The organism is Pantoea sp. FN0302, from assembly GCF_050113775.1.
Lineage (GTDB): Bacteria > Pseudomonadota > Gammaproteobacteria > Enterobacterales > Enterobacteriaceae > Mixta > Mixta alhagi.
In genome coordinates this window covers 1,209,664-1,233,756 of sequence record NZ_JBNJSM010000001.1, presented here as the reverse complement: position 1 = coordinate 1,233,756, position 24,093 = coordinate 1,209,664, and the positions used below count along the sequence as shown (strand labels likewise).

Annotated in this window: 21 protein-coding genes; 8 read left to right on the top strand and 13 right to left on the bottom strand. The window is 55.4% G+C overall.

What is annotated here, in order from left to right; genetic code table 11:
• A complete protein-coding gene (pdxY, locus tag ACQE32_RS05640; protein WP_085071804.1) occupies positions 1–861 on the top strand; it encodes a pyridoxal kinase PdxY in 861 nt (286 codons plus the stop codon).
• Positions 862–916: 55 nt separating this feature from the next.
• On the opposite strand, the gene gstA is transcribed toward pdxY, so the two are convergent.
• From gstA to betT, 3 genes are all read right to left on the bottom strand, one after another.
• Positions 917–1,522 carry a glutathione transferase GstA gene (gstA, locus tag ACQE32_RS05635; RefSeq protein ID WP_426972686.1) on the bottom strand — a complete coding sequence of 202 codons (606 nt, stop codon included), beginning with the start codon at positions 1,520–1,522 and terminating at the stop codon, positions 917–919.
• 125 nt (positions 1,523–1,647) lie between these two features.
• Complete coding sequence (dtpA, locus tag ACQE32_RS05630; protein ID WP_427021469.1) at positions 1,648–3,135, bottom strand: dipeptide/tripeptide permease DtpA; 1,488 nt, start codon at positions 3,133–3,135, stop codon at positions 1,648–1,650.
• 533 nt (positions 3,136–3,668) lie between these two features.
• The gene (betT, locus tag ACQE32_RS05625; protein WP_426972684.1) at positions 3,669–5,678 is read right to left on the bottom strand and encodes a choline BCCT transporter BetT; all 2,010 of its coding nucleotides are present in this window, start codon (positions 5,676–5,678) and stop codon (positions 3,669–3,671) included.
• A gap of 162 nt (positions 5,679–5,840) precedes the next feature.
• Between betT and betI the strand changes: the two genes are divergently transcribed.
• Genes betI through betA form a run of 3 tightly spaced genes read left to right on the top strand, consistent with a single transcriptional unit; the run spans position 5,841 to position 9,646 of the window.
• Positions 5,841–6,446: a transcriptional regulator BetI gene (betI, locus tag ACQE32_RS05620; protein WP_426972683.1), complete on the top strand. Its 606-nt coding sequence runs from the start codon at positions 5,841–5,843 to the stop codon at positions 6,444–6,446.
• Between the two features lie 11 nt (positions 6,447–6,457).
• Complete coding sequence (gene betB / locus ACQE32_RS05615; protein ID WP_426972682.1) at positions 6,458–7,918, top strand: betaine-aldehyde dehydrogenase; 1,461 nt, start codon at positions 6,458–6,460, stop codon at positions 7,916–7,918.
• Between the two features lie 42 nt (positions 7,919–7,960).
• Entirely contained in the window at positions 7,961–9,646 is a 1,686-nt protein-coding gene (betA, locus tag ACQE32_RS05610; protein ID WP_427021468.1) for a choline dehydrogenase, read from the top strand.
• A gap of 162 nt (positions 9,647–9,808) precedes the next feature.
• Here the strand turns inward: betA and nth are convergent, their stop codons facing one another.
• The 9 genes from nth to ydgT form a co-directional block, all read right to left on the bottom strand.
• Positions 9,809–10,444: an endonuclease III gene (gene nth / locus ACQE32_RS05605; protein WP_426972679.1), complete on the bottom strand. Its 636-nt coding sequence runs from the start codon at positions 10,442–10,444 to the stop codon at positions 9,809–9,811.
• On the bottom strand, positions 10,441–11,130 hold the full coding sequence (locus ACQE32_RS05600) for an electron transport complex subunit E (RefSeq protein WP_250652599.1): 690 nt from the start codon (positions 11,128–11,130) through the stop codon (positions 10,441–10,443). Before ACQE32_RS05600 ends, nth begins: the two co-directional genes overlap by 4 nt.
• On the bottom strand, positions 11,123–11,755 hold the full coding sequence (rsxG, locus tag ACQE32_RS05595) for an electron transport complex subunit RsxG (protein ID WP_426981632.1): 633 nt from the start codon (positions 11,753–11,755) through the stop codon (positions 11,123–11,125). The genes ACQE32_RS05600 and rsxG overlap by 8 nt, the downstream gene beginning before the upstream one ends.
• A 3-nt stretch (positions 11,756–11,758) precedes the next feature.
• Positions 11,759–12,814, bottom strand: a complete 1,056-nt coding sequence (gene rsxD, locus ACQE32_RS05590) for an electron transport complex subunit RsxD (RefSeq protein WP_426972676.1) — start codon at positions 12,812–12,814, stop codon at positions 11,759–11,761.
• Positions 12,815–15,115, bottom strand: coding sequence for an electron transport complex subunit RsxC (gene rsxC, locus ACQE32_RS05585; protein WP_427021467.1), 2,301 nt, complete (start codon positions 15,113–15,115; stop codon positions 12,815–12,817).
• Positions 15,108–15,686, bottom strand: coding sequence for an electron transport complex subunit RsxB (gene rsxB / locus ACQE32_RS05580; protein WP_085071792.1), 579 nt, complete (start codon positions 15,684–15,686; stop codon positions 15,108–15,110). The genes rsxC and rsxB overlap by 8 nt, the downstream gene beginning before the upstream one ends.
• The gene (rsxA, locus tag ACQE32_RS05575) at positions 15,686–16,267 is read right to left on the bottom strand and encodes an electron transport complex subunit RsxA (protein WP_085071791.1); all 582 of its coding nucleotides are present in this window, start codon (positions 16,265–16,267) and stop codon (positions 15,686–15,688) included. The genes rsxB and rsxA overlap by 1 nt, the downstream gene beginning before the upstream one ends.
• Before the next feature lie 125 nt (positions 16,268–16,392).
• On the bottom strand, positions 16,393–16,836 hold the full coding sequence (locus tag ACQE32_RS05570) for a DUF2569 domain-containing protein (protein ID WP_426972672.1): 444 nt from the start codon (positions 16,834–16,836) through the stop codon (positions 16,393–16,395).
• A gap of 110 nt (positions 16,837–16,946) precedes the next feature.
• Positions 16,947–17,162: a transcription modulator YdgT gene (ydgT, locus tag ACQE32_RS05565; RefSeq protein WP_157130207.1), complete on the bottom strand. Its 216-nt coding sequence runs from the start codon at positions 17,160–17,162 to the stop codon at positions 16,947–16,949.
• Between the two features lie 681 nt (positions 17,163–17,843).
• On the opposite strand from ydgT, the gene ytfQ reads away from it, so the two are divergent.
• The 4 genes from ytfQ (at position 17,844) to yjfF (ending at position 22,386) form a co-directional block, all read left to right on the top strand.
• On the top strand, positions 17,844–18,800 hold the full coding sequence (ytfQ, locus tag ACQE32_RS05560; RefSeq protein ID WP_426972670.1) for a galactofuranose ABC transporter, galactofuranose-binding protein YtfQ: 957 nt from the start codon (positions 17,844–17,846) through the stop codon (positions 18,798–18,800).
• Between the two features lie 71 nt (positions 18,801–18,871).
• On the top strand, positions 18,872–20,389 hold the full coding sequence (ytfR, locus tag ACQE32_RS05555; protein WP_427021466.1) for a galactofuranose ABC transporter, ATP-binding protein YtfR: 1,518 nt from the start codon (positions 18,872–18,874) through the stop codon (positions 20,387–20,389).
• On the top strand, positions 20,382–21,401 hold the full coding sequence (ytfT, locus tag ACQE32_RS05550) for a galactofuranose ABC transporter, ATP-binding protein YtfT (protein WP_426972667.1): 1,020 nt from the start codon (positions 20,382–20,384) through the stop codon (positions 21,399–21,401). Before ytfR ends, ytfT begins: the two co-directional genes overlap by 8 nt.
• Positions 21,394–22,386 carry a galactofuranose ABC transporter, permease protein YjfF gene (gene yjfF, locus ACQE32_RS05545; RefSeq protein ID WP_426972666.1) on the top strand — a complete coding sequence of 331 codons (993 nt, stop codon included), beginning with the start codon at positions 21,394–21,396 and terminating at the stop codon, positions 22,384–22,386. Before ytfT ends, yjfF begins: the two co-directional genes overlap by 8 nt.
• A 196-nt stretch (positions 22,387–22,582) precedes the next feature.
• Here yjfF and araA read toward each other — a convergent pair whose 3' ends face one another.
• Positions 22,583–24,085: an L-arabinose isomerase gene (gene araA, locus ACQE32_RS05540; RefSeq protein WP_427021465.1), complete on the bottom strand. Its 1,503-nt coding sequence runs from the start codon at positions 24,083–24,085 to the stop codon at positions 22,583–22,585.
• Between the last annotated feature and the right edge of the window lie 8 nt (positions 24,086–24,093).

Genomic DNA, 24,093 nt, shown 5'->3' with positions numbered 1-24,093 from the left:
ATGAAAAATATTCTCGCTATTCAGTCTCACGTAGTTTTTGGTCACGCCGGCAACAGCGCGGCGGAATTCCCGATGCGTCGTATGGGTGCGAACGTCTGGCCGTTAAATACCGTTCAGTTTTCCAACCATACGCAATACGGGCACTGGACCGGCACCGTTATGCCGGCTTCACATCTGACCGATATCGTGAAGGGCATTGCCAATATCGATCGCTTAAAAACCTGCGATGCGGTGCTGAGCGGCTATCTCGGGTCTGCCGAGCAGGGTGAACAGATTCTGGAGATTGTACGCCAGGTCAAACAGGCCAATCCCGACGCCTGGTACTTCTGCGATCCGGTGATGGGACATCCGGAAAAGGGCTGCATCGTGGCACCGGGCGTGGCGGAGTTTCACTGCAAAGCGTCGCTGCCTGCCAGCGATATCATTGCGCCGAACCTGCTGGAGCTGGAGATGCTCAGCGGCAGCAGCGTGACATCAGTCGATGAGGCGGTGACAGTGTCACGCAAGCTGATTGCGCAAGGGCCAAAAATTGTGCTGGTTAAACATCTGGCGCGCGCCGGACGTCGCAGCGATCGTTTTGAGATGCTGCTGGTTACGGCCCAGGAAGCCTGGCATATCAGCCGTCCCCTGATCGATTTTGGCGTCAGACAGCCGGTAGGCGTTGGGGATTTAACCAGCGGCTTACTGCTGGTGAATTTGTTAAAGGGCGAAACGCTGAAGCAGTCGCTGGAGCATATCACCGCAGCGGTGTATGAGGTGATGCTGAAAACCCATGAGATGGGCGAATATGAACTACAGCTGGTGGCGGCCCAGGATTTGATTGCGCAACCACAGCAGCATTTTGTCGCTGAGAAACTTTAAGCGGCCAACAGACGAAAAAGAAAAATAGCGGGACGCGACAGCGTCCCGTTCGATATCAGGCCAGGCCTTCCGCTTTCAATGCGGCAATCACGGCGGGTCGTTCAGCCACGCGCGCCTGCCAGGCCGACAACGCTTCCAGCGTGCTCAGGTCTAGCTGCACCGCGTTTGCCCAGCGCAAGACAACAAAGAGATAGGCATCCGCCACGCTAAAGCGCGAACCCACCAGCCACTGTTTATCCTGCAGCTCATCATTAACGTAGCGGAATTTGCGATCCAGCTGCTGACGCTGTTGCACCTTAACCTCTTCTGGCGTATCGGGGCGGAACAGCGGGGTAAAGCCTTTATGCAGCTCAGTGGCGATATAGTTCAGCCATTCCAGCGTATGGTAGCGTGTCAGGCTTCCGGCTGGCGCCAGCAACTGACGATCGGGCTTTAAATCGGCCAGATATTGTACAATAGCCGGGCCTTCAGTGAGCAGCGTGCCATCATCCAGTTCCAGGGCCGGAACCTGCCCCTTGGGATTGATCTGCCAATAGTCTTCGCCGCGCTCGGTTTTTTTGCTGGCTAAATCGACATTCACCTGGGTGAAATCAAGGCCGCACTCGCGCAGGATGATATGGGGAGAGAGGGAACAGGCACCGGCTTTACTGAACAGTTTCATACAATGCTCCTTGTTGCATGCGGGGGTGAGCCTCATCCTACTGCGGGCTTTGGCAAATGTCAGCGTAAAAAAACAATAAAAAAAGCCGTCACGAGGACGGCTTTTTTATGCATCACACCAGCCGCTTATGGCTGTTTAGGTGCATCATGATCGATAGTCATGCGGTTCAGGATCGGCGCGGTCAGCAGCATCAGCACGGCGATAACTGCGGTGGCGATACCGATCTTCTGGAACACATCGCTGTAGATTTGCAGCGACTGCAGCGGATCGTTAATGCCTTCCGGGACTGCCATCAGGTTAGCAACCTTACCGGCAATCATGGCAGCGCCAGCGGTGGTCAGGAACCAGGAGCCCATGATAAAGCCCATCAGACGCTGCGGCACCAGCTGAGCAACCATCGCCAGACCCAGTCCGGAAATCATCAGCTCACCGATACTTTGCAGCGCATAGCTCAGGATCAGCCAGCTAACGGATACGATGCCTAACTGATTAGCGAAGCTCGCGCCCAGCGGCAGTACCAGGAAGGCCCCAGAGCAAAGCACCATACCGATAGCAAACTTATGCGGCATCGGCAGGCGGTCGCCCATTTTGTTATAGACGGCGGCCAGGATTGGGCTGGCTACCATGATCCAGAACGGGTTCAGCGCCTGATACTGTTCAGGTTCGAAAGCAACGCCCAGAATATTGTGTTCTACGTTACGAATGGCGAAGAAGTTAAGCGAGGTCGGCATCTGCATATAGAGCACGAAAAACACAATCGCTTCGATCATCAGCAGGAATGCAACAATCATGCGGCGACGCGCCGCGCCTTTTAAGGCGAATGCTTCTTTCGCGAAGACCAGCAGAATGCCCAGCGCAATCACGCCCAGGACGATGCGGGCAATAAACTGATTATGCAGCAGCCAGGTGGCGATAGAAATAAGCACCACTACGCCGACCAGCGTTACCAGCAGTTTACCGATGTTCAGCGGTGCGAAATCGGGTTTAGAACCATAGTCCTTCACCATTTTCTGACACAGCAGGAAGTTAATAACCGTGATTGCCAGGCCGACCACGGAAAGGGCAAAGGCCACGCTCCAGCCGTAGCGCGCCGCCAGCCATGGCGTCAGCATCATGGAAACCAGCGAGCCCACGTTGATCGACATATAAAACATGGTGAAAGCGCCGTCGATACGCGGGTCATCTTTGTCATAGCAGGTGGAAAGCAGCGAAGACGGGTTAGCTTTAAACAGGCCGCTACCCATGGCGATGGTAGCCATGCCGATATAGACCATTGACACATCATGCCCTGACCAGGCAATCAGGCTGTAACCTACCGCCAGCACCAGCGCACCAAGCACGATCACACGTTTGGTGCCGAGCACTTTATCCCCCAGCCAGCCGCCGATAGCGGTCAGGCCGTAAACCAGTGCGCTGAACGATGAGAAAAGCGTGATGGAGTCAGATTCGGACATACCCAGCTGTTTAACCAGATAGACCGCCATAATGGCTTGCAGACCGTAGTAACCGAAACGTTCCCAAAGTTCGATAGAAAAGATCAGATAAAACGCTTTTGGTTGTTTGAACGCATTAAGGCTTGCCGCCTTGTCAGTGTGTTTGTTTGCTGTAGACACTGTTACCTCTGTTGTTTCAACCTGATTTTCATCAGGAAATAAGACTGCGTCGCTGGCGAAACCTGCGCGCGGTTCTGTAATAAAATCTGAAAAAACGGCGGTTAATTTCTCTTATCCCGCCACGAGTGGCAAGTGTTTTTTTATTTGCTATCCCAGCCTTAGCGCATAGGGTTAACAGCAAGAGTTAAGCGTGTTAAATAGTGTTAAGTACTATTTGGTAATTTATTGACGGAACAATATGTCATTTTAACCTGAGGGGCAGGGCTGAAGGGCGATTGTTTTCTGGTAACGCTATTAACCTTATGACACGCAAAAATTCACTAAAAACGCAGAATAAATCGCTAATAAAACGCTTTTAGTGAAAATTTTATCAATGTTTATAGAGGGTTGCACAACGGTGGAAATTAAGCAGCTTCAAGATGTGAACGGGATCACAATTTAACCGATTAATTCAGGATTCAAAATAAGTGGTGATGAATTAATAAACTATAAAAGCCGGGCATAACACTATTATGCCCGGCTAAAGATACAGATTAGCGAATTAAATGCAGGAACTGCAGATGTCGCTCATAGTGATCCAGAATATCGTTAATTATCTGCTCTTCGGTATAACCCACCAGGTCATATTCCTGGCTGCCCTCCCATAAATGGACTTCTGCACGATAATAGCGGCTGGCAGTAGGTAAATTACCGCCGCGACGCATAAAGGACGGGGTGCTGTAACCCTGCATCTGCACGCCGTATACAAAAGGCGCTTCCTCGCCGTGTTCGACGCGAATGCTCATTGAAAAATCCTGCGGCGACAGATCGCTTTCCACCTGTAAACCTTTCTCTTCCAGGACCTCAACGACCTTACTCAGCGCCGGACGCGCCGTCTCATCCATAAAACGATAAACCATATCGCGTCCCGGATAAGAGATAGCCCGGTTCAGGCGTCGACGCCAGCTGCTGGTATGGCCCGGACGATAACGCCCGTTAAGCAGCGGTGAGGCAATGGCCAACGAGCGGCTGCGATCGCGCTGTTTTTCATGATGCAGCGCACGATACATCGCCACCACAAACAGCACCAGTACCAGAGAAAAGGGCAAGGCGCTCAGCACCACTGCGGTTTGCAACGAGGTATAGTCACCGGCAAACAGCAGAGAAAGCGTGAGCATACAGACCGCCGCTGCCCAGAAAATTCGCAGCCAGTTGGGCGCATCGCTGCTGCTGTCGCCGGTACAGGAGAGATTAGCCACCACCAGCGCGCCGGAGTCGGCTGAGGTTACAAAAAAGATAAAGCAGATGGCTACCGCCAGCACAATAAGCGGCGTCGCCAGCGGATAGCTGGAGAGCATATGGTAAACCGCCATCGCCGGCTCGCTCAGAGCAATATCGCCCAGCTGTTTCATTCCATGCTGGAAGAAACTCAGCGCGCTGTTGCCGAATACCGACAGCCAGGCCAGCGTAAAGCCCATCGGGATCAGCAGCACGCCAATAACAAATTCGCGCAGAGTACGGCCACGGGAAATACGCGCGATAAACATGCCGACAAACGGCGACCATGCAATCCACCAGGCCCAGTAAAACACCGTCCAGCTGCCCAGCCAGCGCTCTTTACCACTATTGCCGTAGGCGTAGAGATCGAAAGTTTTACGCGGCAGGCTGGTAAAATAGTCGCCGAAGTTTTGCACCAGCGTGTTCAGCAGATGGCTTGTTGGTCCGGCAAACAGCACAAAAAAGAACATCAGCAGTGCCAGCAGCATATTCAGCTCCGACATCCGACGAATGCCTTTATCGACGCCGCTGACGGCGGAAAGGGTCGCAGCACCCATTACCACTACAATCAGAATCACCTGCATAGTATGACTCTGCGCGATGCCGGTTAAAAAGCTAATGCCGGAATTAATCTGCATTACGCCGATGCCCAGACTGGTTGCCAGGCCAAACATAGTGCCGACGATGCCGAATATGTCGACCGCATGGCCCACAGGGCCGTTGATACGATCGCCAATCAGCGGATAAAACGCGGATCGCAGCGCCAGCGGCAAATTATGACGATAGGCAAAATAGGCCAACGCCATCGCCACCAGCGTATAAATGCCCCAGCCGTGCAAACCCCAGTGCATCATGGTCAGCACCATGCCGTCGCGCGCCGCCTGGGCGGAGCCTGCAACCCCTTCCGGCGGCAGCAGCAGGTGATCCAGCGGCTCTGAAGCGCCAAAAAACAGCAACTCGGAACCGATGCCGGCGGAAAATAGCATCGCTGCCCAGCTGCCATAGCTGAAATCGGGCGTCGCGTGATCCGGGCCCAGTTTGATATCGCCATAGCGGGAAAGGGCGACAAACAGCACAAAGCCCAGATAAAAAGCCACCACCAGCATGTAATACCAGCCGAAGGTGGCGGAAGCCCAGGTTTGCGCCTTACCCAGTATCAGGCTCGCCTGTTCAGGAAAGGCGAGTACGCAAGAGGAAAAAAGCACAATGATCAGCGCAGCGCCATAAAACACTGCGCGGTTAAGCGTAACGGATTGAATGGTATCTCGGTCTTGTGACCCCGGCATGCAAGCTCCCCATCAAATTAAGTGAATCATCCCTGCCTGAAAGCCCCTGTAAAGTTCAAGGTTTTGTTATCCATTTGTTATAGATAGTAGGTTTTATTGATTGAACGTTCAATATAAAAAAGCTAGCCTATAGAGACTTTAGTGGTGAAAAGTGACAGCACGATGCCAAAAGTCGGAATGAAAGCCATACGCCAGGCGCAGCTAATCAAAGCGACCCTGACGGTAATCGATCGGGTAGGATTGGCGGAAGCCAGCATTGCGGTTATTGCCAAAGAGGCGGGTGTCTCGACCGGCATCGTCAGCCACTATTTTGGCGACAAAAATGGCCTGCTGGACGCCTGCATGCGGCAGATACTGGCCGATCTCTACCTGGCGGTAGAGCGACAAAGACGTCAGGTGCCGGATACGCCGGAGGCGCAGATACGCGCCATCATCGACGGCAACTTTGACCTTTCGCAGGTTGATGCTCCGGTATTAAAAACCTGGCTGGTGTTCTGGACGAACAGTTTGCATCAGCCCAGGCTACAGCGCCTGCAAAGCATCAACGATCGGCGGCTGTGGTCGAATCTGACCGCTCAGTTTGCCCGCGCCATGCCGCGCGAGCAGGCGCGAGCGGCGGGCAGCAGCATGGCGGCAATTATTGACGGATTGTGGCTGCGCATGACGTTATCGTCAGAGTCCATCGAAGATGGGCTCCGACGGGCCCGAACGCTCTGTTATCAGAATCTCGCGCTCTGGCTACGGTCGCCGGAGCAGAACCCGCATTAACAGGAGGAATCATGGCTGAACGCCGCGGAAACTATATTAACGGTTGCGAAGAGCAGGGTCAGGGCGCAATTTTTACCAGCGTCAACCCCGCTAACGGCAAGGTGCTGGCGGAAATCAGCGCCGCCAGCCGTGAGGATGTGGATCGCGCCGTGGCCAGCGCCCAGGCTGGACAGCGTATCTGGCGCAGCTATACGCCGGTTGAGCGTAGTCGCGTGTTGCTGAAGGCGGTTGCGCTGCTGCGGGAACGCAATCAGGCACTGGCTGAGCTGGAAACTGCCGACACCGGTAAGCCGATTAGCGAAACGGCCGCTGTGGATATTGTGACCGGCGCTGATGTGCTGGAGTATTACGCAGGCCTGGCGCCTGCGTTGCAGGGTGAGCAGATCCCGCTGCGCGACAGCGCGCTGGTGTACACCCGCCGCGAGCCGCTGGGCGTCTGCGCCGGGATTGGCGCATGGAACTATCCGATTCAGATCGCGCTCTGGAAAAGCGCGCCCGCGCTGGCTGCCGGTAATGCGATGGTGTTTAAACCCAGCGAGGTCACGCCCTTAAGCGCGCTGGAACTGGCCAAAATCTATAGCGAAGCGGGCCTGCCGGACGGCGTATTTAACGTGGTGCAGGGGGCTGCCGAGGTCGGTCAGGCGCTGAGCCAGCATCCCGACATCGAAAAAATCTCTTTTACCGGTGAAGTGAACACCGGCAAACGGGTGATGGCGGATGCGGCGCTGGCGAACCTGAAAGAGGTCACCATGGAGCTGGGCGGTAAGTCACCGCTGATTGTGTTTGATGACGCTGACCTGGAGCGCGCCGTTGATGGCGCCATGATGGCCAATTTTTATAGCAGCGGTCAGGTTTGTACCAACGGCACGCGCGTTTTCGTTCAGCGCTCACTGCTGTCGGCATTTGAACAGCGTCTGCTGGAGAAAATGGCCCGTATTAAAACCGGCGACCCGCGCGATCCGGCGGTGAATTTCGGTCCGCTGGTCAGCGCACAGCACTGTGAAAAAGTGGTCTCTTACTTGCAACTGGGCAAAGAGGAGGGCGCGCGCCTGCTGGCGGGCGGGCAGCGCATTACGGAAGGCGAGTTGGCTGCGGGTTACTACGTAGAACCCACGGTATTCAGCGACTGTGATGATGAGATGCGCATCGTACAGGAAGAGATCTTCGGCCCGGTCATGAGCATTCTGGTCTTTGACCACGAAGACGAGGTGATTCAGCGTGCTAACGCCACCGGCTACGGTCTGGCGGGCGGCATTTTTACCCAGTCGCTGAACCGGGCGCACCGCGTGATCCATCAGCTGGAAGCAGGCATCTGCTGGGTTAACAGCTGGGGAGAGTCCCCGGCCCCGATGCCGGTTGGCGGCTATAAGCAGTCTGGCGTAGGTCGTGAAAACGGCATCGATACGCTGCAGCACTATACCCGCACCAAATCCGTGCTGATTGAGCTGGGCGACTACCCGTCAGCGTTTTAATGCATACACCGGCGGCGCAGGCCGCCGGATTCTGGAGGTTTAATGCAGGAATTTGATTACATTATTATTGGTGCTGGTTCAGCGGGAAATGTGCTGGCGACGCGCCTTACCGAGGATGCTGACGTATCGGTACTGTTACTGGAAGCAGGCGGACGCGATCACCGCTGGGACTTCCGTACCCAAATGCCAGCCGCTTTGGCTTATCCGTTACAGGGTAAACGCTATAACTGGGCCTACGAAACCGATCCTGAACCCCATATGAACCATCGCCGGATGGAGTGTGGACGCGGCAAAGGGCTGGGCGGCTCCTCGTTAATCAACGGTATGTGTTACATTCGCGGCAACGCGCTGGATTACGATGGCTGGGCAAAAAAATCGGGGCTGGAGAGCTGGTCTTATCTGCACTGTTTGCCCTATTTCCGCCGGGCGGAAAAGCGTGATATCGGCGAAAACGACTATCATGGCGGCGAAGGCTATCTGAGCGTAACCACGCCGAAAACCGGCAATAATCCGCTTTATCGCGCCTTTATCGAGGCGGCAAAACAGGCAGGACACCCTGAAACCGACGATCTGAACGGCTATCGCCAGGAGGGTTTCGGGCCGATGGATCGCACCGTTACGCCACAGGGACGTCGCTCCAGCACCGCGCGCGGCTATCTTGACGTGGCAAAACAGCGTTCAAACCTGACGATTATTACCCATGCGCAAACCGATCGTATTCTGTTTGAGGGTAAAACCGCCAGCGGCGTAACCTGGCTGCGCAAGGGCGCGTGTCAGCAGGCCCGCGCACGGCGAGAAGTGTTGCTGTGCGCGGGCGCCATCGCCTCGCCGCAGATCCTGCAGCGCTCCGGCGTGGGGCCGAAAGAGTGGCTGAGCGAACTGGATATTGATGTAGTGCATGCGCTGCCGGGCGTAGGGCGTAATCTGCAGGATCATCTGGAAATCTATATGCAGTTTCGCTGTAAAGAGCCCATTTCTCTCTATCCCGCACTGAAATGGTGGAACCAGCCGGCAATCGGTGCCGAGTGGCTGCTGAAAGGAACCGGCATCGGCGCCAGCAATCAGTTTGAAGCGGGCGGTTTTATCCGCAGCGATAAACATCCGGAATGGCCGGATCTGCAATATCACTTCCTGCCAGTGGCAATTAACTATAACGGCAGCAGCCCGGTTAAAGAGCATGGTTTCCAGGCGCACGTCGGGCCGATGCGTTCCATGAGCCGCGGGCGTATTAAACTCAAGTCAAAAGATCCTTATGACGCGCCGTCAATCTTTTTCAACTATATGTCAGAAAAGCGCGACTGGGTGGAGTTTCGCGCGGCGGTGCGGCTGACGCGCGAGATCATGCGTCAGCCGGCGCTTGAGCCCTACTGTGGCGCGGAAATCCAGCCGGGCATCGCAGTGCAGAGCGACGATCAGATCGACGCCTTTATCCGCGAGCATGCGGAAACTGCTTACCACCCCTGCGGCAGCTGCGCGATGGGTTACGGTGAAATGGACGTGGTAGACAGTGAAGGACGGGTACATGGTCTGCAGCGGTTGCGCGTAGTGGATGCCTCGATCATGCCGCAAATCACCACCGGTAACCTGAACGCGCCAACGGTAATGATCGCTGAAAAAATCTCCGACTTGATCCGTGGCAAACAGCCGCTCACTCCATCGCAGGCGGACTATTACCGCCTGCAGCGCGAACAGGAAATAGCCGAGGCGGATGCGCAGGAAAGCGCGTAAGCAAAGCCGGCCAGCATCACCGGGCCAGTCAGTTCAGGCTGACTGGCCTTTTTTATAAAGAAGAAAGCGGTCAGGCATCCTGTACTCAGGAAGCCCGCTCTCCAGTAAACCCGATTGCAATGCCTGCCTGTCAGCAGGTGATTTGGCACAAAACACAACGTTTCAGAGCTCGACTTTCTCTTTATATTCGCACAGATCTTCAATCAGGCAGGAGCCGCAGCGCGGTTTACGGGCAATGCAGGTATAACGTCCGTGTAAAATCAGCCAGTGGTGGCAATCCACTTTAAATTCAGCGGGCACCACTTTTAGCAGCTTCTCTTCTACCTGCTCAACGTTCTTGCCAGGCGCAAAATTGGTACGGTTACAGACGCGGAAAATATGGGTATCCACGGCGATTGTCGGCCAGCCAAAGGCGGTGTTCAGCACCACGTTGGCGGTTTTACGCCCAACGCCGGGCAGGGCTTCCAGCGCGGCGCGATCTTCCGGCACTTCGCCATTATGCTGCTCCAGCAGTATGCGGCAGGTCTTGATCACGTTTTCCGCTTTGCTGTTAAACAGGCCGATGGTTTTAATGTACTGCTTTACGCCCTCGACGCCGAGCTCCAGCATCCCTGCGGGCGTATTGGCGACCGGATAGAGCTTCGCCGTTGCCTTATTGACGCTGACATCGGTGGCCTGCGCCGAGAGCAGCACCGCAATCAGCAGCTCAAAAGGGGAGTTAAACTGTAGCTCGGTTGTGGGATGAGGATTGTTATCCCGCAGTCGTGACAGAATCTGATAGCGTTTTTCTTTATTCACACCGCTTTCCCGGCTGGCTCCTGTGCAAGGCTCTGCTGCGCGGCGGCACGCGCCTTCAATTTCTGATCGATGATATATTTGGCCGCCAGCAGCATACCGAGGCCAATAAAGGCGCCCGGTGGCAGCATCGCCAGCAGCATTGGCGAATCGAAATGTACGACTTCGATGCGCAACACTTTCGCCCAACTGCCCAGCAGCTGATCGGCACCGTTAAAAATTGTACCGTTGCCAATAATTTCACGCAGGCAGCCCAGCACGAACATCGCGCAGGTGGCACCCATACCGATGGCAAAGCCATCCAGCGCCGACAGCGGCACAGAACTTTTTGAGGCGACCGCCTCCGCGCGTCCCACTACAATGCAGTTGGTAACAATCAGCGGGATAAAGATCCCCAGCGACTGATACAGGCCGTAAGCGTAAGCGTTAATCAGCATCTGCACACAGCTCACCACCGAGGCGATGATCATAACGTAAATAGGAATACGGATTTCCGACGGCACCCAGCGGCGCGAGGCGGAGATAGCGCTGTTGGTGATGGTCAGCACCAGCGTGGTCGCCAGCCCCAGCCCCAGCGCGTTGGTAGCAGTGGAGGTCACGGCCAGCAGCGGGCAGAGGCCCAGCAGCTGCACCAGCGAAGAGTTGTTCTTCCACAGGCCGCCGATTAATAAATTTTTAGCTTCACTCATTAGCGTCTCCACAAACGGGTAGCGCAGAAATTTTTTCTGGCAGAGATTCTATAAGCAGCGTAGCGCGTTTAGCCGCGTTAACCACTGCACGTGGGGTAATGGTCGCGCCGGTAAACTGATCGAAATCACCGCCATCTTTCTTTACCGCGAAATGGGTATCCTGTGCGCCGTTCAGTTGCACGCCACTAAAAGCCGTGATCCAGTCGGAAATGCGCAGATCAATTTTATCGCCCAGGCCTGGCGTTTCATGATGTTCAACCACCCGTACGCCCAGTACTTTGCCATGGAAATCGGCGCCAACCAGCATCTGGATCGCGCCGGAATAGCCGTCTGGCGCGGTGGTTTCCAGCGCTGCTGCGACCGGGCGATCGTCTTTACGCGCCACGTATAAACGGTGGGGCTTGTCATTGCCTAACGCGCTATCGGTGACAACGTAACATTCATCCTGCATTACGTTATTATATTTTTCAGGCGGCACCACCTGATCCAGCAGGATTTTTTGCTGCACTGCGGTTTGGTGAGCAATAGTCGGCCTGGTAACCGTATTGATCACTGCGGTCAGGCCGGTGGTTACAGCGGCAAACAGCGCCAGCCTTACGCCATTTTTACGTATGGTATCCAGCATGCTTTACTCCTTGCGGTGGCCGTATACGCGCGGCTGGGTATAGTAATCAATCAGTGGCACGCAGATATTCGCCAGCAGCACCGCAAAGGCAACGCCATCCGGATAACCGCCAAAACTACGGATCAGCCAGACCAACAGGCCAATCAGTGCGCCATAAAGCAGGCGGCCTTTATTGGTCGTGGAGGCGGTAATCGGATCGGTTGCGATAAAAAACGCGCCCAGCATGGTTGCGCCGGAAAAGAGATGAATCATCGGCGACGCCAGCGTAGCGGGAGAAAACAGCCAGCCCAGCGTGGCGCAGAGCAGCAGCGCAAGCAGAAAGCTCAACGGAATATGCCAGCGGATAGTGCCTTTCGCCAGCAGAAACAGCCCGCCCAGCAGAAAAGCCGCATTTACCCATTGCCAGCCGAGGCCGGCAAGCACGCCGCTGTAGATCGGCTGGGCCAGCAGCTGATCGGCGCTGTGGCCGGCGCGCAGGCCGGTTTTAAAATTATCCAGTGGGGTTGCCTGGCTAATGCCGTCCACGCCCAGCTGCAGCTGTTGCATGGTATCGCCTGCCAGCGTGTGATGCGTAAAGATCATGCTCAGCGAGTCAGCCAGGCCGGGCGTGACGGATTGCAGCGCCTGTGGCGGTAGCCAGCTGGTCATCTGCACCGGGAAGGAGATTAACAGCACCACATAACCGATCATCGCCGGGTTAAACGGGTTTTGTCCCAGCCCGCCATATAGATGCTTGGCGATGATAATGGCAAAGGCAGTGCCAATAACGATCAGCCACCAGGGAGCCAGCGGCGGCAGGCTAATGCCCAGCAGCACCGCGGTCAGCAGGGCGGAGTGATCTTTCAGGTTTACCAATACCGGCTGTTTACGCAGATGTAAAATGGCCGCCTCGGTGCCCCAGGCCGTCAGCGCCGCCAGCGCTATCTGAATAAGGTTGCCATAGCCAAAGAAATAGCACTGGGCAATGATGCCCGGTACGGCGGCCAGCAGCACCAGCAGCATAATGCGGCTGGTGGCGCGATGGTTATGCGTATAAGGGGAGCTTGCAATACGAAACATTTAATCCTCAAGGCTCTGCTGCTGTGCTTTACGCGCTTTGGCGCGGGCAACGGCGGCGGCAACGGCAGCCTTACGGCGTGCATCCGCATCCGTATCCGTTTCCATGTTGTTGTCCGCCTGCTGTTGCTGCTGTTGCTGTGCTTTTTTCGCTTTGGCACGGGCAATGGCGGCTTCTACCGCTGCCTTGCGCGGATCGACCGGCGCTTCGTCAGCCGCCGGGAGACGTTGCGGCTGCCCGTCAACGCCTGGCGCATCAGCGCTGGCGGCCTGCGCCTGTGCCGCTTTTTTCGCTTTGGCACGGGCAATGGCAGCCTCCACCGCTGCCTTGCGCGGATCGACCGGCGCTTCGTCAGCCGCCGGGGGACGTTGCGGCTGCCCGTCAACGCCTGGCGCATCAGCGCTGGCGGCCTGCGTCTGTGCCGCTTTTTTCGCTTTGGCGCGGGCAATGGCGGCTTCTACCGCTGCCTTGCGCGGATCGACCGGCGTGGCGGCGTCGGCAACCGGAGAGGTCGCATCGGTCGCTGGCACGCTGTGACTTTCCGCATTCATGTCATTCTCAGCTTCTGACCGCGCGACGCCTGCCGCCTGCGCTTTTTTCGCTTTGGCGCGAGCGATAGCGGCTTCCACTGCCGCCTTGCGCGGATCGCCTGCCTGACGCGACAGCGGCTCGGTTTCCGCCTGTTTTTCCGCCTGACGGGCGCGGGCCATCGCCTTACGCGCTTCGCGTTGCGCAATAACCGCAGCGTTGTCAGGTTCCTGTCCGGCTTGCACTTCAACAGTTTCGGCTGCTTTCCTGGCCTTCACGCGCTCAAGCGCGGCGGCGATTTCATTCTGCTCGCTGGCGCTGACCCGGCGTTTCGCCTGGGTATGACGCGCTTCGCGCTCCAGCTTTTCACGCTCAAGACGCGCCTGGCGCGCTTCAAAACGCGCTTTGGCCTCAGCGGTACGCTTTGCCTCCAGATCGATAGCGCGCAGTTCTGCTTTTTCCTGACGGTAATACTGCACCAGCGGGATATTACTGGGACAAACCCAGGCGCAGGCGCCGCACTCAATGCAATCGTCAATATGATAAGCCCGCGCTTTGTCATGATCGCCCCCCTGGCTATACCAGTAGAGCTGTTGCGGCAGCAGATTCGCCGGACAGGCATCAGCGCAGGCGCTGCAGCGAATACAGGAGAGTTCCTGTTGGGGCGCGCCCATCTCGCTGGCAGAGGGTGCCAGCAGACAGTTGGTGATTTTTACTACCGGCACATCCAGCGCGGGCAGGGTAAAGCCCATCAGCGGACCGCCCATAATCACCATCTGCTGCGGCTGCGGCTGGAAACCCGCCTGATGCAGCAAATGGCTGACGGGGGTACCAAGACGTCCCCAGACGTTACCGGGCTGCGTCACCGCTTCGCCAGTCAGGGTCACCACGCGTTCGGTTAGCGGCTCGCCGTCGATAATGGCGCGCTTAACCGCCCAGGCAGTGCCGACATTTTGCATCAGCACGCCAATATCAGAAGAGCGCCCGCCGTGTGGAACCTCTTTGCCGGTAAGAATTTTAGTTAACTGTTTTGCACCGCCGGAAGGGTACTTTGTAGGGATCACGCGGAGTTGCAGATCGGTGCTGTTGCCCAGCGCACGCTTCAGGGCGGCAATCGCTTCTGGCTTATTGTCCTCAATGCCGATCAGTACGCGTTCCGCCTGCAACACCCAGGCAAGAATACGGCTGCCTTCCAGCACCTCATCGGCACAATCCTGCATCAGCCGATCGTCGGCAGTGATATAGGGTTCACATTCGGCGGCGTTAATAATCAGCGTACGAGTGCTGTTAAGCCCGCCTTTTAACTTGGTTGCAGTAGGGAAGCCTGCACCGCCAAGACCTGCCACGCCTGCCTGATGAATACGTTTTATCAGCTCTTCACACGGCAGCTGGCGATAATCGGTCAGCGGTTGGCGCTCAATCCAGCGATCTTCACCGTCAGGAATGATAAATACAGAGATCTCAGCCAGCCCGGAAGGATGCGCAGTCATATGCGGACCAATCGCCTCTACCGTGCCGGAAGTGGGCGCATGTACCGGCAGCATTCGACCATTGCCGAATGTCAGCGGCTGGCCGCGCAGCACCTTGTCGCCTGGCTTAATGCAGAGTTCGCCTTCATGGCCGATGTGTTGTTTCAGCGGGATAATAAAGCGGTCCGCCAGCGGCAGATGACGCAGCGGCGTGCCGTTTGACTGGGTTTTCATTTCAGGCGGATGAATGCCGCCGTCGAAATCCCAGATTTTATCTTTACGGAATAGATTCAGAAGGTTAAGCATGATGTTCCACAGGAATAACCCGAACAGGGATAGTGTGCAGATCCCATTTCCAGTTGGCTGTCGTGGTGGCAACCGGGCGCATTTCAATACAGTCGGTCGGGCAGGGGGCGACGCAAAGGTCGCAGCCGGTACACACATCGCTTAGCACGGTGTGCATGGCACGGGTGGCGCCGACAATAGCATCTACCGGACAGGCCTGAATGCACTTGGTACAGCCAATACAGTTGGCCTCGTCGATCCAGGCAACGGTGCGTACCGGCTCTTTGACGCTGGCATCGCCATCCAGCGGCTGCGGCTCAACATTCAGTAGCTCTGCCAGTTTCAGCATGGTTTGCTCACCGCCGGGGGCGCATTTATTGATCGCCTCGCCATTGTTGCCGACCGCTTCGGCATAAGGGCGGCAGCCGGCGTAACCGCACTGCCCGCACTGGCTCTGCGGCAGAGTTGCGTCGATTTGTTCCACGATGGGGTCCGCTTCTACTTTGAAGCGGCGCGAAGCGTAGCCCAGCAGCCCGCCAAAAATCAGGCCCAGGGCGCTAATTGCAATAACAGCTATCCAGATAGCGGACATCAGAATTTCACCAAACCAGAGAAGCCCATAAACGCCAGCGCCATCAGGCCAGCGGTAATCAGGGCAATAGAAGAACCTTTGAACGGCGCCGGCACGTTAGCCAACACCAGACGCTCGCGCATCCCGGCAAATAACACCATTACCAGCGAAAAGCCCAGCGAAGCGCTGAAGCCATAGAGCGCCGCCTGCAAAAAGGTATGGTTGAGGTTAACGCTCAGCAGAGGCACCGCCAGCACCGCACAGTTGGTGGTAATCAACGGCAAAAAAATACCCAGCAGACGATAAAGCGGCGGACTGGTTTTACGCACCACCATTTCGGTGAACTGTACGGTTACCGCAATCACCAGAATGTAGGAGAGCGTACGCAGGTAAACGAGATCCAGCGGCAACAGAATCAGATGGTTCACCAGCCAGGAGCAAATTGAGGCCAGCGTAATCACAAAGGTGGTCGCCAGCCCCATGCCTATCGCCGTTTCCAGCTTTTTGGAGACGCCCATAAACGGGCAAAGGCCGAGAAACTTCACCAGAACGAAGTTATTCACCAGCACGGTGCCAACAAAAAGAAGCAGGTAATCGGTCATCGTTTCGCCCGGAGTAATAAAAGCCGCTTATTATCAAATATTCCCGACGCTATCACAACGGCACCGCGCCGTTAAAAAAGCAGCAAAAGCACTCAGGATTAAATTTAAGGTAATTTTCATGGCGCTCAGGGCGCGATAAACGTCGCTTTTACCCGTCGGGAACGTCTGAAATAGGGCACCAGTACCGCCGCCGCCAGCAAAGCGATCAGCAAAGAGCGCACCGCCGCGCCATCGGTGACCGGCGAAAAGGCGAAGGTTTTCAAAGCCAGCACCACCGTTAACAGCAGCCAGATAACGTAATGGCGTGGCAGGCGCCGCGAGCGCAAACAGAAAATCCACGTTACCCAGGCGCTGTAACACCATACGGCCAGCGAAGTTGCCAGCGATAATCCCCACTGTAAAAGAAACGTATGGTCATGACTGAACAGCAGTTCGCGCCACGCGGGATTAAACAGGGCGCTAATATACATCACCACGACCAGCGCACTGGTTATCAGGGTCACAATCAGCCAGGCGAGCGGCAGCAGTAGCCAGCCGCCAGGACGCGGCGGGGAAGAGGTTAATGACATAATGCATTCCTTACAGCAGAAACGGAGGCGTGAGACAGGCGTTGTCCAAGCGAATCACGCCTGTTGGACCGGGCATTATAGGGGAAAGAAGCGGAAGGAAACAGGCAGGATTAAACCACGTAGCGCCAAACCGACTTAGGCACTTCGCCTAAATTAAATAACCGTCCGCCGGAAACCAGCTCTGCACGACGATGATCGGCAGCGCGGTACATATTCATTAATTCCCGATCGTCAGTCAGCGAGTAATTAAGATGATCAAATAATTTTTCCAGACTTTCAGAGGTATTCACTTTACGAAATTTTAACAGGTAATCTTGCGCTGTCATAATAACCATAATTATGGAAAGAAGAATGAGCGACTCAGTATAGAGAGGCCGCGCCATCTGTCCAGATCCTGCCGGATAAAAATTGGTTAAATTCAGAAAATAGCGCTGTTCAGAAAGAGTTAAGATTCAAACTTAACCTTTGATCGGCTTTTTTATTATCGCAAACGATTACGCAGCGACTTATTACCAGAAATGAAGCGAGAGCTAGGATTTTTCCTAATAAATAATATTTAACTACAGAGTTGTCATATAAGGAAAAAGTGACAGATTCTCTGTCACAATAAACCTCTATATTCTTACATTCTGGCCATTTGCGCCTTAATTGTTAACATTTTTGCTAAAAATCACGCACTCCTGCATTGTGCGAATCATCACAAATCCATTATTTAACTGCCCGAATCTGGCGTTAACGCTGACGACTGAAGTTTACACGACTTTGTAATCGGTTCCAAAGATGGGTGCGCTAAGCGCTTCTCTTTATTACATTTATTTAACAGTCTCGCCATTCAGCTTCAGGTAAATTGTCCATATTGCCCACAGAAAATTATCAAAAATGAAACAGTTAACTCATTTAATTAATTGAATTTTGTGAAGTATATCCAAATCTGACGTAGCCGAATCGGCCAGGCTGTAGGGGCTTTTGTACCTGAACATCTGAATCCCATCAGAGGAATAAATATTATGTGGAAGCGTTTACTTATCTCAGCCATGGTGAGCGCTGCGCTCGCCGCGCCGGTGCTGGCGGCAGATTTAACCGTTGGCTTTTCCCAGGTTGGCTCTGAATCAGGCTGGCGCGCCGCTGAAACCAGCGTAGCGAAAAGCGAGGCGGCAAAGCGTGGCATCACCCTGAAAATTGCCGATGGTCAGCAGAAACAGGAAAACCAGATCAAGGCGGTACGTTCGTTTATTGCGCAGGGCGTAGACGCCATCTTTATTGCGCCGGTGGTGCAAACAGGTTGGGAACCAGTACTGGAAGAAGCCAGGGATGCGGAGATCCCGGTGTTCCTGCTTGACCGCGCTATCGTAGTGAAAGATCCGTCACTCTATATGTCAGTGGTCACGGCGGACAATGTGTTGGAGGGTCGGCTAATCGGCGACTGGCTGGTAAAACAGATGAACGGCAAGCCTTGTAACGTTGTGGAGCTGCAGGGAACGGTAGGGGCCAGTGTGGCTATCGATCGCAAAAAAGGCTTCGCTGAAGCGATCGCCAATACGCCGGGGATCAAAATAATTCGTTCGCAGTCCGGCGACTTTACCCGTAGCAAAGGTAAAGAAGTGATGGAAAGCTTTATTAAGGCGGAAAATAACGGAAAAAATATCTGCATGGTTTATGCGCACAACGACGATATGGCGATCGGCGCGATTCAGGCTATTAAAGAAGCCGGATTAAAACCGGGCAAAGATATTCTCACCGGCTCGATTGATGGCGTACCCGATATTTATAAAGCGATGCTGGCAGGCGAAGCCAACGCCAACGTTGAGTTAACGCCGAATATGGCTGGCCCGGCATTTGACGCGCTGGAGAAATTCAAGCAGAACGGCACCGTACCGCCAAAAGTGATTAAAACCGTGACTACGCTCTGGCTGCCTGCTGATGCACAAAGCGAGCTCGATAAGAAAAAAGATATGGGCTATTAAGGCGAGCTTAACCCCTGCTGTCGGCCAGGCATCGCTGCCTGCGCCGACCTTCTTATCTACCGAGGCGCATTATGAACGAGCAAACCGATCGGCTGCTGGATATTCGTGGCGTCAGCAAATTCTTTCCCGGCGTAAAGGCGCTGGATAATGTCTCTTTTAGCCTGGGGCGTGGAGAGATCATGGCGCTGCTGGGCGAAAACGGAGCGGGAAAATCAACCCTGATTAAAGTACTGACCGGCGTTTATCAGCGTGACGCCGGTGAGATTATCCTGGATGGTCAGCCGATAGCGCCGCGCAATACCGCGCAGGCGCAGCAGGCAGGGATCGGTACCGTTTATCAGGAGGTCAATTTGCTGCCGAACATGTCGGTGGCGGATAATCTGTTTATCGGGCGCGAGCCGCGCCGCTTCGGGATGGTTGATCGAAAGAGAATGGTCAGGGAGGCCCGCAGCCTGCTTAATCGTTATGGTTTCGAGCTGGATGTTAACCGCCCGCTGGGGCACTACTCTGTGGCGATGCAGCAAATTATCGCTATCTGCCGTGCGGTAGATCTCTCAGCTCAGGTGCTGATCCTGGATGAACCCACCGCCAGCCTTGATGCCAGCGAAGTTGAAATGCTGTTTAACTTGATGAATCAGCTCAGAGCCAAAGGCATGAGCCTGATCTTTGTCACGCATTTCCTTGACCAGGTTTATCGCGTCTGCGATCGCATTACCGTACTGCGTAACGGGCAATATATCGCTACCCGTGACACCCATACGCTATCCCAGCTGGAGCTGATTAAACTGATGCTGGGCCGCGACCTGCTGCAAACGGCGCTACAGCGTGCCGGACGCACGCTGCGCAGTGAAAAACCGGTAGTGGAATTTCATCATTACGGTAAGAAGGGCGTGGTTGAGCCGTTTGATCTGCAGGTGCGCCCCGGCGAAGCGGTGGGGCTGGCGGGGCTATTAGGATCGGGCCGTACTGAGACAGCTGAACTGCTGTTTGGCATTCGCCGTGCCGATAGCGGTACGGCCATTATCCGCGGTAAAAAGCAAAATATCCGTAGTCCGGTGCAGGCTTCGCGACTTGGCATGGGATTCTGTCCCGAAGATCGTAAAACCGACGGTATCATCGGTGCCGCTTCGGTCCGGGAAAATATCATTCTGGCGCTACAGGCGCAGCGGGGCTGGCTGCGTCCAATTAGCGATCGTGAACAGAGTGAGATCGCCCAGCGTTTTATTCGCCAGCTGGGTATTCGTACACCCAGCGACGATCAGCCTGTTGAGCTGCTCTCAGGCGGTAATCAACAAAAGGTACTGCTTTCGCGCTGGCTGGTCACCCGACCCCAGTTTTTGATTCTTGATGAGCCAACGCGTGGCATTGACGTTGGCGCACATGCGGAAATTATTCGCCTGATCGAGACGCTTTGCGCTGACGGGCTGGCGCTACTGGTGATCTCTTCAGAGCTGGAAGAGCTGGTGGGTTACGCCGATCGCGTGGTGATCTTGCGCGATCGACAGCAGGTCGCGGAAATTCCGCTGGAGAAACTGTCGGTGGCGGCAATCGTCAGCGCAATTGCGGATGGAGGAACTCAGCATGCCTGAAAGCCACCTGTTATCGGAGAAACCCGTGATGCAGAAGCGTAAATTCCCCCCTGGTATGCCGCAGCTGGCGGCGTTGATTCTGGTGCTGCTGGTCGACAGTCTGGTAGCACAAAACTTTTTTGCGCTGCATTTGCAGGATGGGCGACTGTTTGGCAGCCCGGTTGACATACTTAACCGCGCAGTGCCGGTTGCACTGCTGGCCATCGGCATGACGCTGGTGATCGCCACCGGGGGCATCGATCTTTCCGTGGGCGCAATTATGGCGATTGCCGGTGCCACGGCAGCAACCTTAACGGTAGCGGGGCATAGTTTGCCGGTGATTATTCTGGCCACGTTGGCCAGCGGCGCGCTGTGTGGCCTGTGGAATGGCATTCTGGTGGCACTACTGAAGATCCAACCGTTTGTTGCCACCCTGATCCTGATGGTGGCCGGGCGCGGGATTGCTCAGCTGATTACCCAGGGGCAAATCGTTACCTTTGACAGCGACGCGCTGGGCTGGATCGGTAATGGCGCGTTTGCGCTGTTGCCGGTGCCGGTGTGGATCGCTGCGATCGTCGCGCTGTTGGTTTGGCTGCTAACGCGTAAAACCGCGCTGGGGCTGTTTATCGAAGCCGTGGGCATTAATTTGCGCGCCGCACGTAACGCTGGCGTCAACGGCTGGCTGGTAGTGATGTCTGTCTATGTGATTAGCGGACTGTGCGCGGCGGTGGCCGGGTTAATTGTTGCAGCGGATATTCGCGGGGCCGATGCCAACAATGCCGGATTATGGCTGGAGCTGGATGCGATTCTGGCTGTGGTAATCGGCGGCGCTTCGCTGATGGGGGGGCGCTTTAATCTGTGGCTCTCGCTGCTGGGCGCGCTGATTATTCAGGCGATGAATACCGGCATTCTGCTTTCTGGCTTTCAGCCGGAGCTGAATCAGGTCGTCAAAGCGGTGGTGGTGATGGCGGTCCTGCTGCTGCAGTCACCGCGTTTTCTGCAATTACTGAAACGGCGAGGCAAAAATGCTTAAACGTCATTTACCCCTGATGATTACGCTGTTGGTGTTTGTCACGGGCTATCTGTTTTGTCTGACACAGTTTCCCGGCTTCGCCTCTACCCGCGTGATTGGCAATATTCTTACCGATAACGCGTTTCTTGGCATAGTCGCCGTCGGCATGACCTTTGTGATCCTCTCCGGCGGGATCGATCTCTCTGTGGGTGCGGTGATCGCCTTTACCGGCGTTTTTCTTGCCAGAGCGATTGGCGACCTCCATCTTTCCCCCTGGCTGGCTTTCAGCATTATTTTGCTGGCGGGTGCCGCTTTCGGCGCGCTGATGGGATGGCTGATCGATGCGCTGAAGATCCCGGCATTTATTATTACTCTGGCGGGGATGTTTTTCTTGCGCGGCTGTAGCTATCTGATCGCGGAAAGTTCGATACCGATTGATCATCCCCTTTACAGCACGCTTTCCAGTATGGCGTGGAAAATGCCGGGCGGAGGGCGGCTGAGCCTGATGGCGTTAATCATGCTGATGGTGGTGGCGCTGGGAATTATGCTGGCGCATCGTACGCGCTTTGGCAATCAGGTATATGCCATCGGCGGCAGTATGCATTCGGCGCAGCTAATGGGCGTTTCAACCCGCGCCACCACCGTGAAGGTTTACATGCTTTCCACTTTACTGGCAACGCTGGCGGGGATTGTTTTCTCGCTCTATACCTCGGCGGGCTATGCGCTGGCGGGCATGGGCGTGGAGCTGGATGCTATCGCATCGGTCGTTATTGGCGGCACGCTGCTTTCCGGCGGGGTAGGCACCGTGCTGGGCACGCTGTTTGGCGTGCTGATTCAGGGACTGATTCAGACCTGGATTAATTTTGACGGCACCCTGAGTTCATGGTGGACCAAAATCGCCATTGGCATTCTACTGTTTGCTTTTATCGCGCTCCAGCGTCTGCTGACAGTGATATGGGATCGGCAGCAGAATGCACCGGTGAGGCGTATTACGCTAAAACCCTAGCTATGGCGCACCATGTCTGACGGTATCCTTTGGCATGCCAGCCAGGGGTTACCGTTCATACGTGGTGTGCTTTTTAACAATATTAATTAGTTACAACATACTATGGAGTGGATTTCCGACCCGGTTTCAGCATGCACCGAACCCAAGTCATAAAAAAGCCGCATCATTGATGCGGCTTTTTGCTCAGCTAATGAAGTTAGCGGTTCAGGCGGTAATACACCTCATTCCAGCGCAGCGCATCCTTGAAAGCAGGCAGCGTAGTGTCATTATCAATCACCATCACCTCGATACCGTGCATCTCTGCATACAGACGCATATCATCCACATCCAGCGCCTGGCTGAAGACAGTATGATGCGCGCCGCCGCCGAGGATCCAGGCTTCAGACGCCGTGGCAAGCGAAGGCTGCGCTTTCCACAAGGCGTTGGCCACCGGTAGCTTCGGCAACGGCTGCGGCTGTTCAATCGCATCCACCACGTTGACCAGCAGGCGGAAGCGGTCGCCCATATCGATAACACTGGCGTTAACCGCCGGGCCGGCAGGCGTCGAGAAGATCAGGCGGGCCGGGTCGGCTTTGCCGCCAATGCCAAGGAACTGTACATCCAGCAAAGGTTTCTCTTCTTTAGCGATAGAGGGGCAAACCTCCAGCATATGCGAACCCAGTACCAGCTCATTGCCCGGCGAGAAGTGATAGGTGTAGTCTTCCATAAAGGAGGTGCCGCCAGGCCGATCTCCCGCCATCACCTTGAAAATATGCAGCAAAGCGGCGGTTTTCCAGTCACCTTCACCCGCGAAACCATAACCCTGCGCCATCAGGCGCTGAACCGCCAGGCCCGGCAACTGAGTCATGCCGTGCAGCGTCTGGAAGTTTGTTGTAAACGCGCGGCAGCCTTCATCGTCCAGAAAACGTTTCATACCCAGTTCGATACGTGCCGCTTCCAGCACGTTCTGGCGTTTCTCGCCGTTAACGGCGGCGACGGCACTAAACCGGTACTGGCTTTCATATTCATCAATTAACGCGTTAACATCGCCATCGCTGACCTGATTAATCACCTCTACCAGATCGCCCACGCCCCAGCCGTTAACGGCATAACCAAACTGGATCTGCGCCGCAACTTTATCGCCCTCGGTTACCGCGACTTCACGCATATTGTCGCCAAAGCGCGCCACTTTCAGCTGCTGACTGGCGTGACGCGCCGCCGAAGCGCGCATCCACTTACCGATACGCTGATGGCTCTGGCTCTCCTGCCAGTGGCCGGTTATCACACTATGAGAAAGACCCATGCGCGCGCCGATAAAACCAAACTCACGGCCGCCGTGCGCCGTCTGATTCAGGTTCATAAAATCCATATCCATGGTTTCCCACGGGATCTCCGCGTTAAACTGGGTATGGAACTGCAGCAGCGGCTTATTCAGCACCGACAGACCGCCGATCCACATTTTGGCCGGCGAGAAGGTGTGCAGCCAGGTAATAATACCGATGCAGCTGTTGTCATAGTTAGCGTCGCGGCAGAGCGCCAGCGCTTCGTCCGGACTTTTCACCAGCGGCTTCAGGACCAGTTTTACCGGCAGGCCCGCTTCGCGATTCAGCCCATCGACCACCTGCTGCGCATGATCGGCGACCTGGCGCAGCGTCTCCGGTCCATACAGATGCTGGGTGCCAATCACAAACCACACGCTCAGCGAATCGAACTGTTGCATAAAAACTC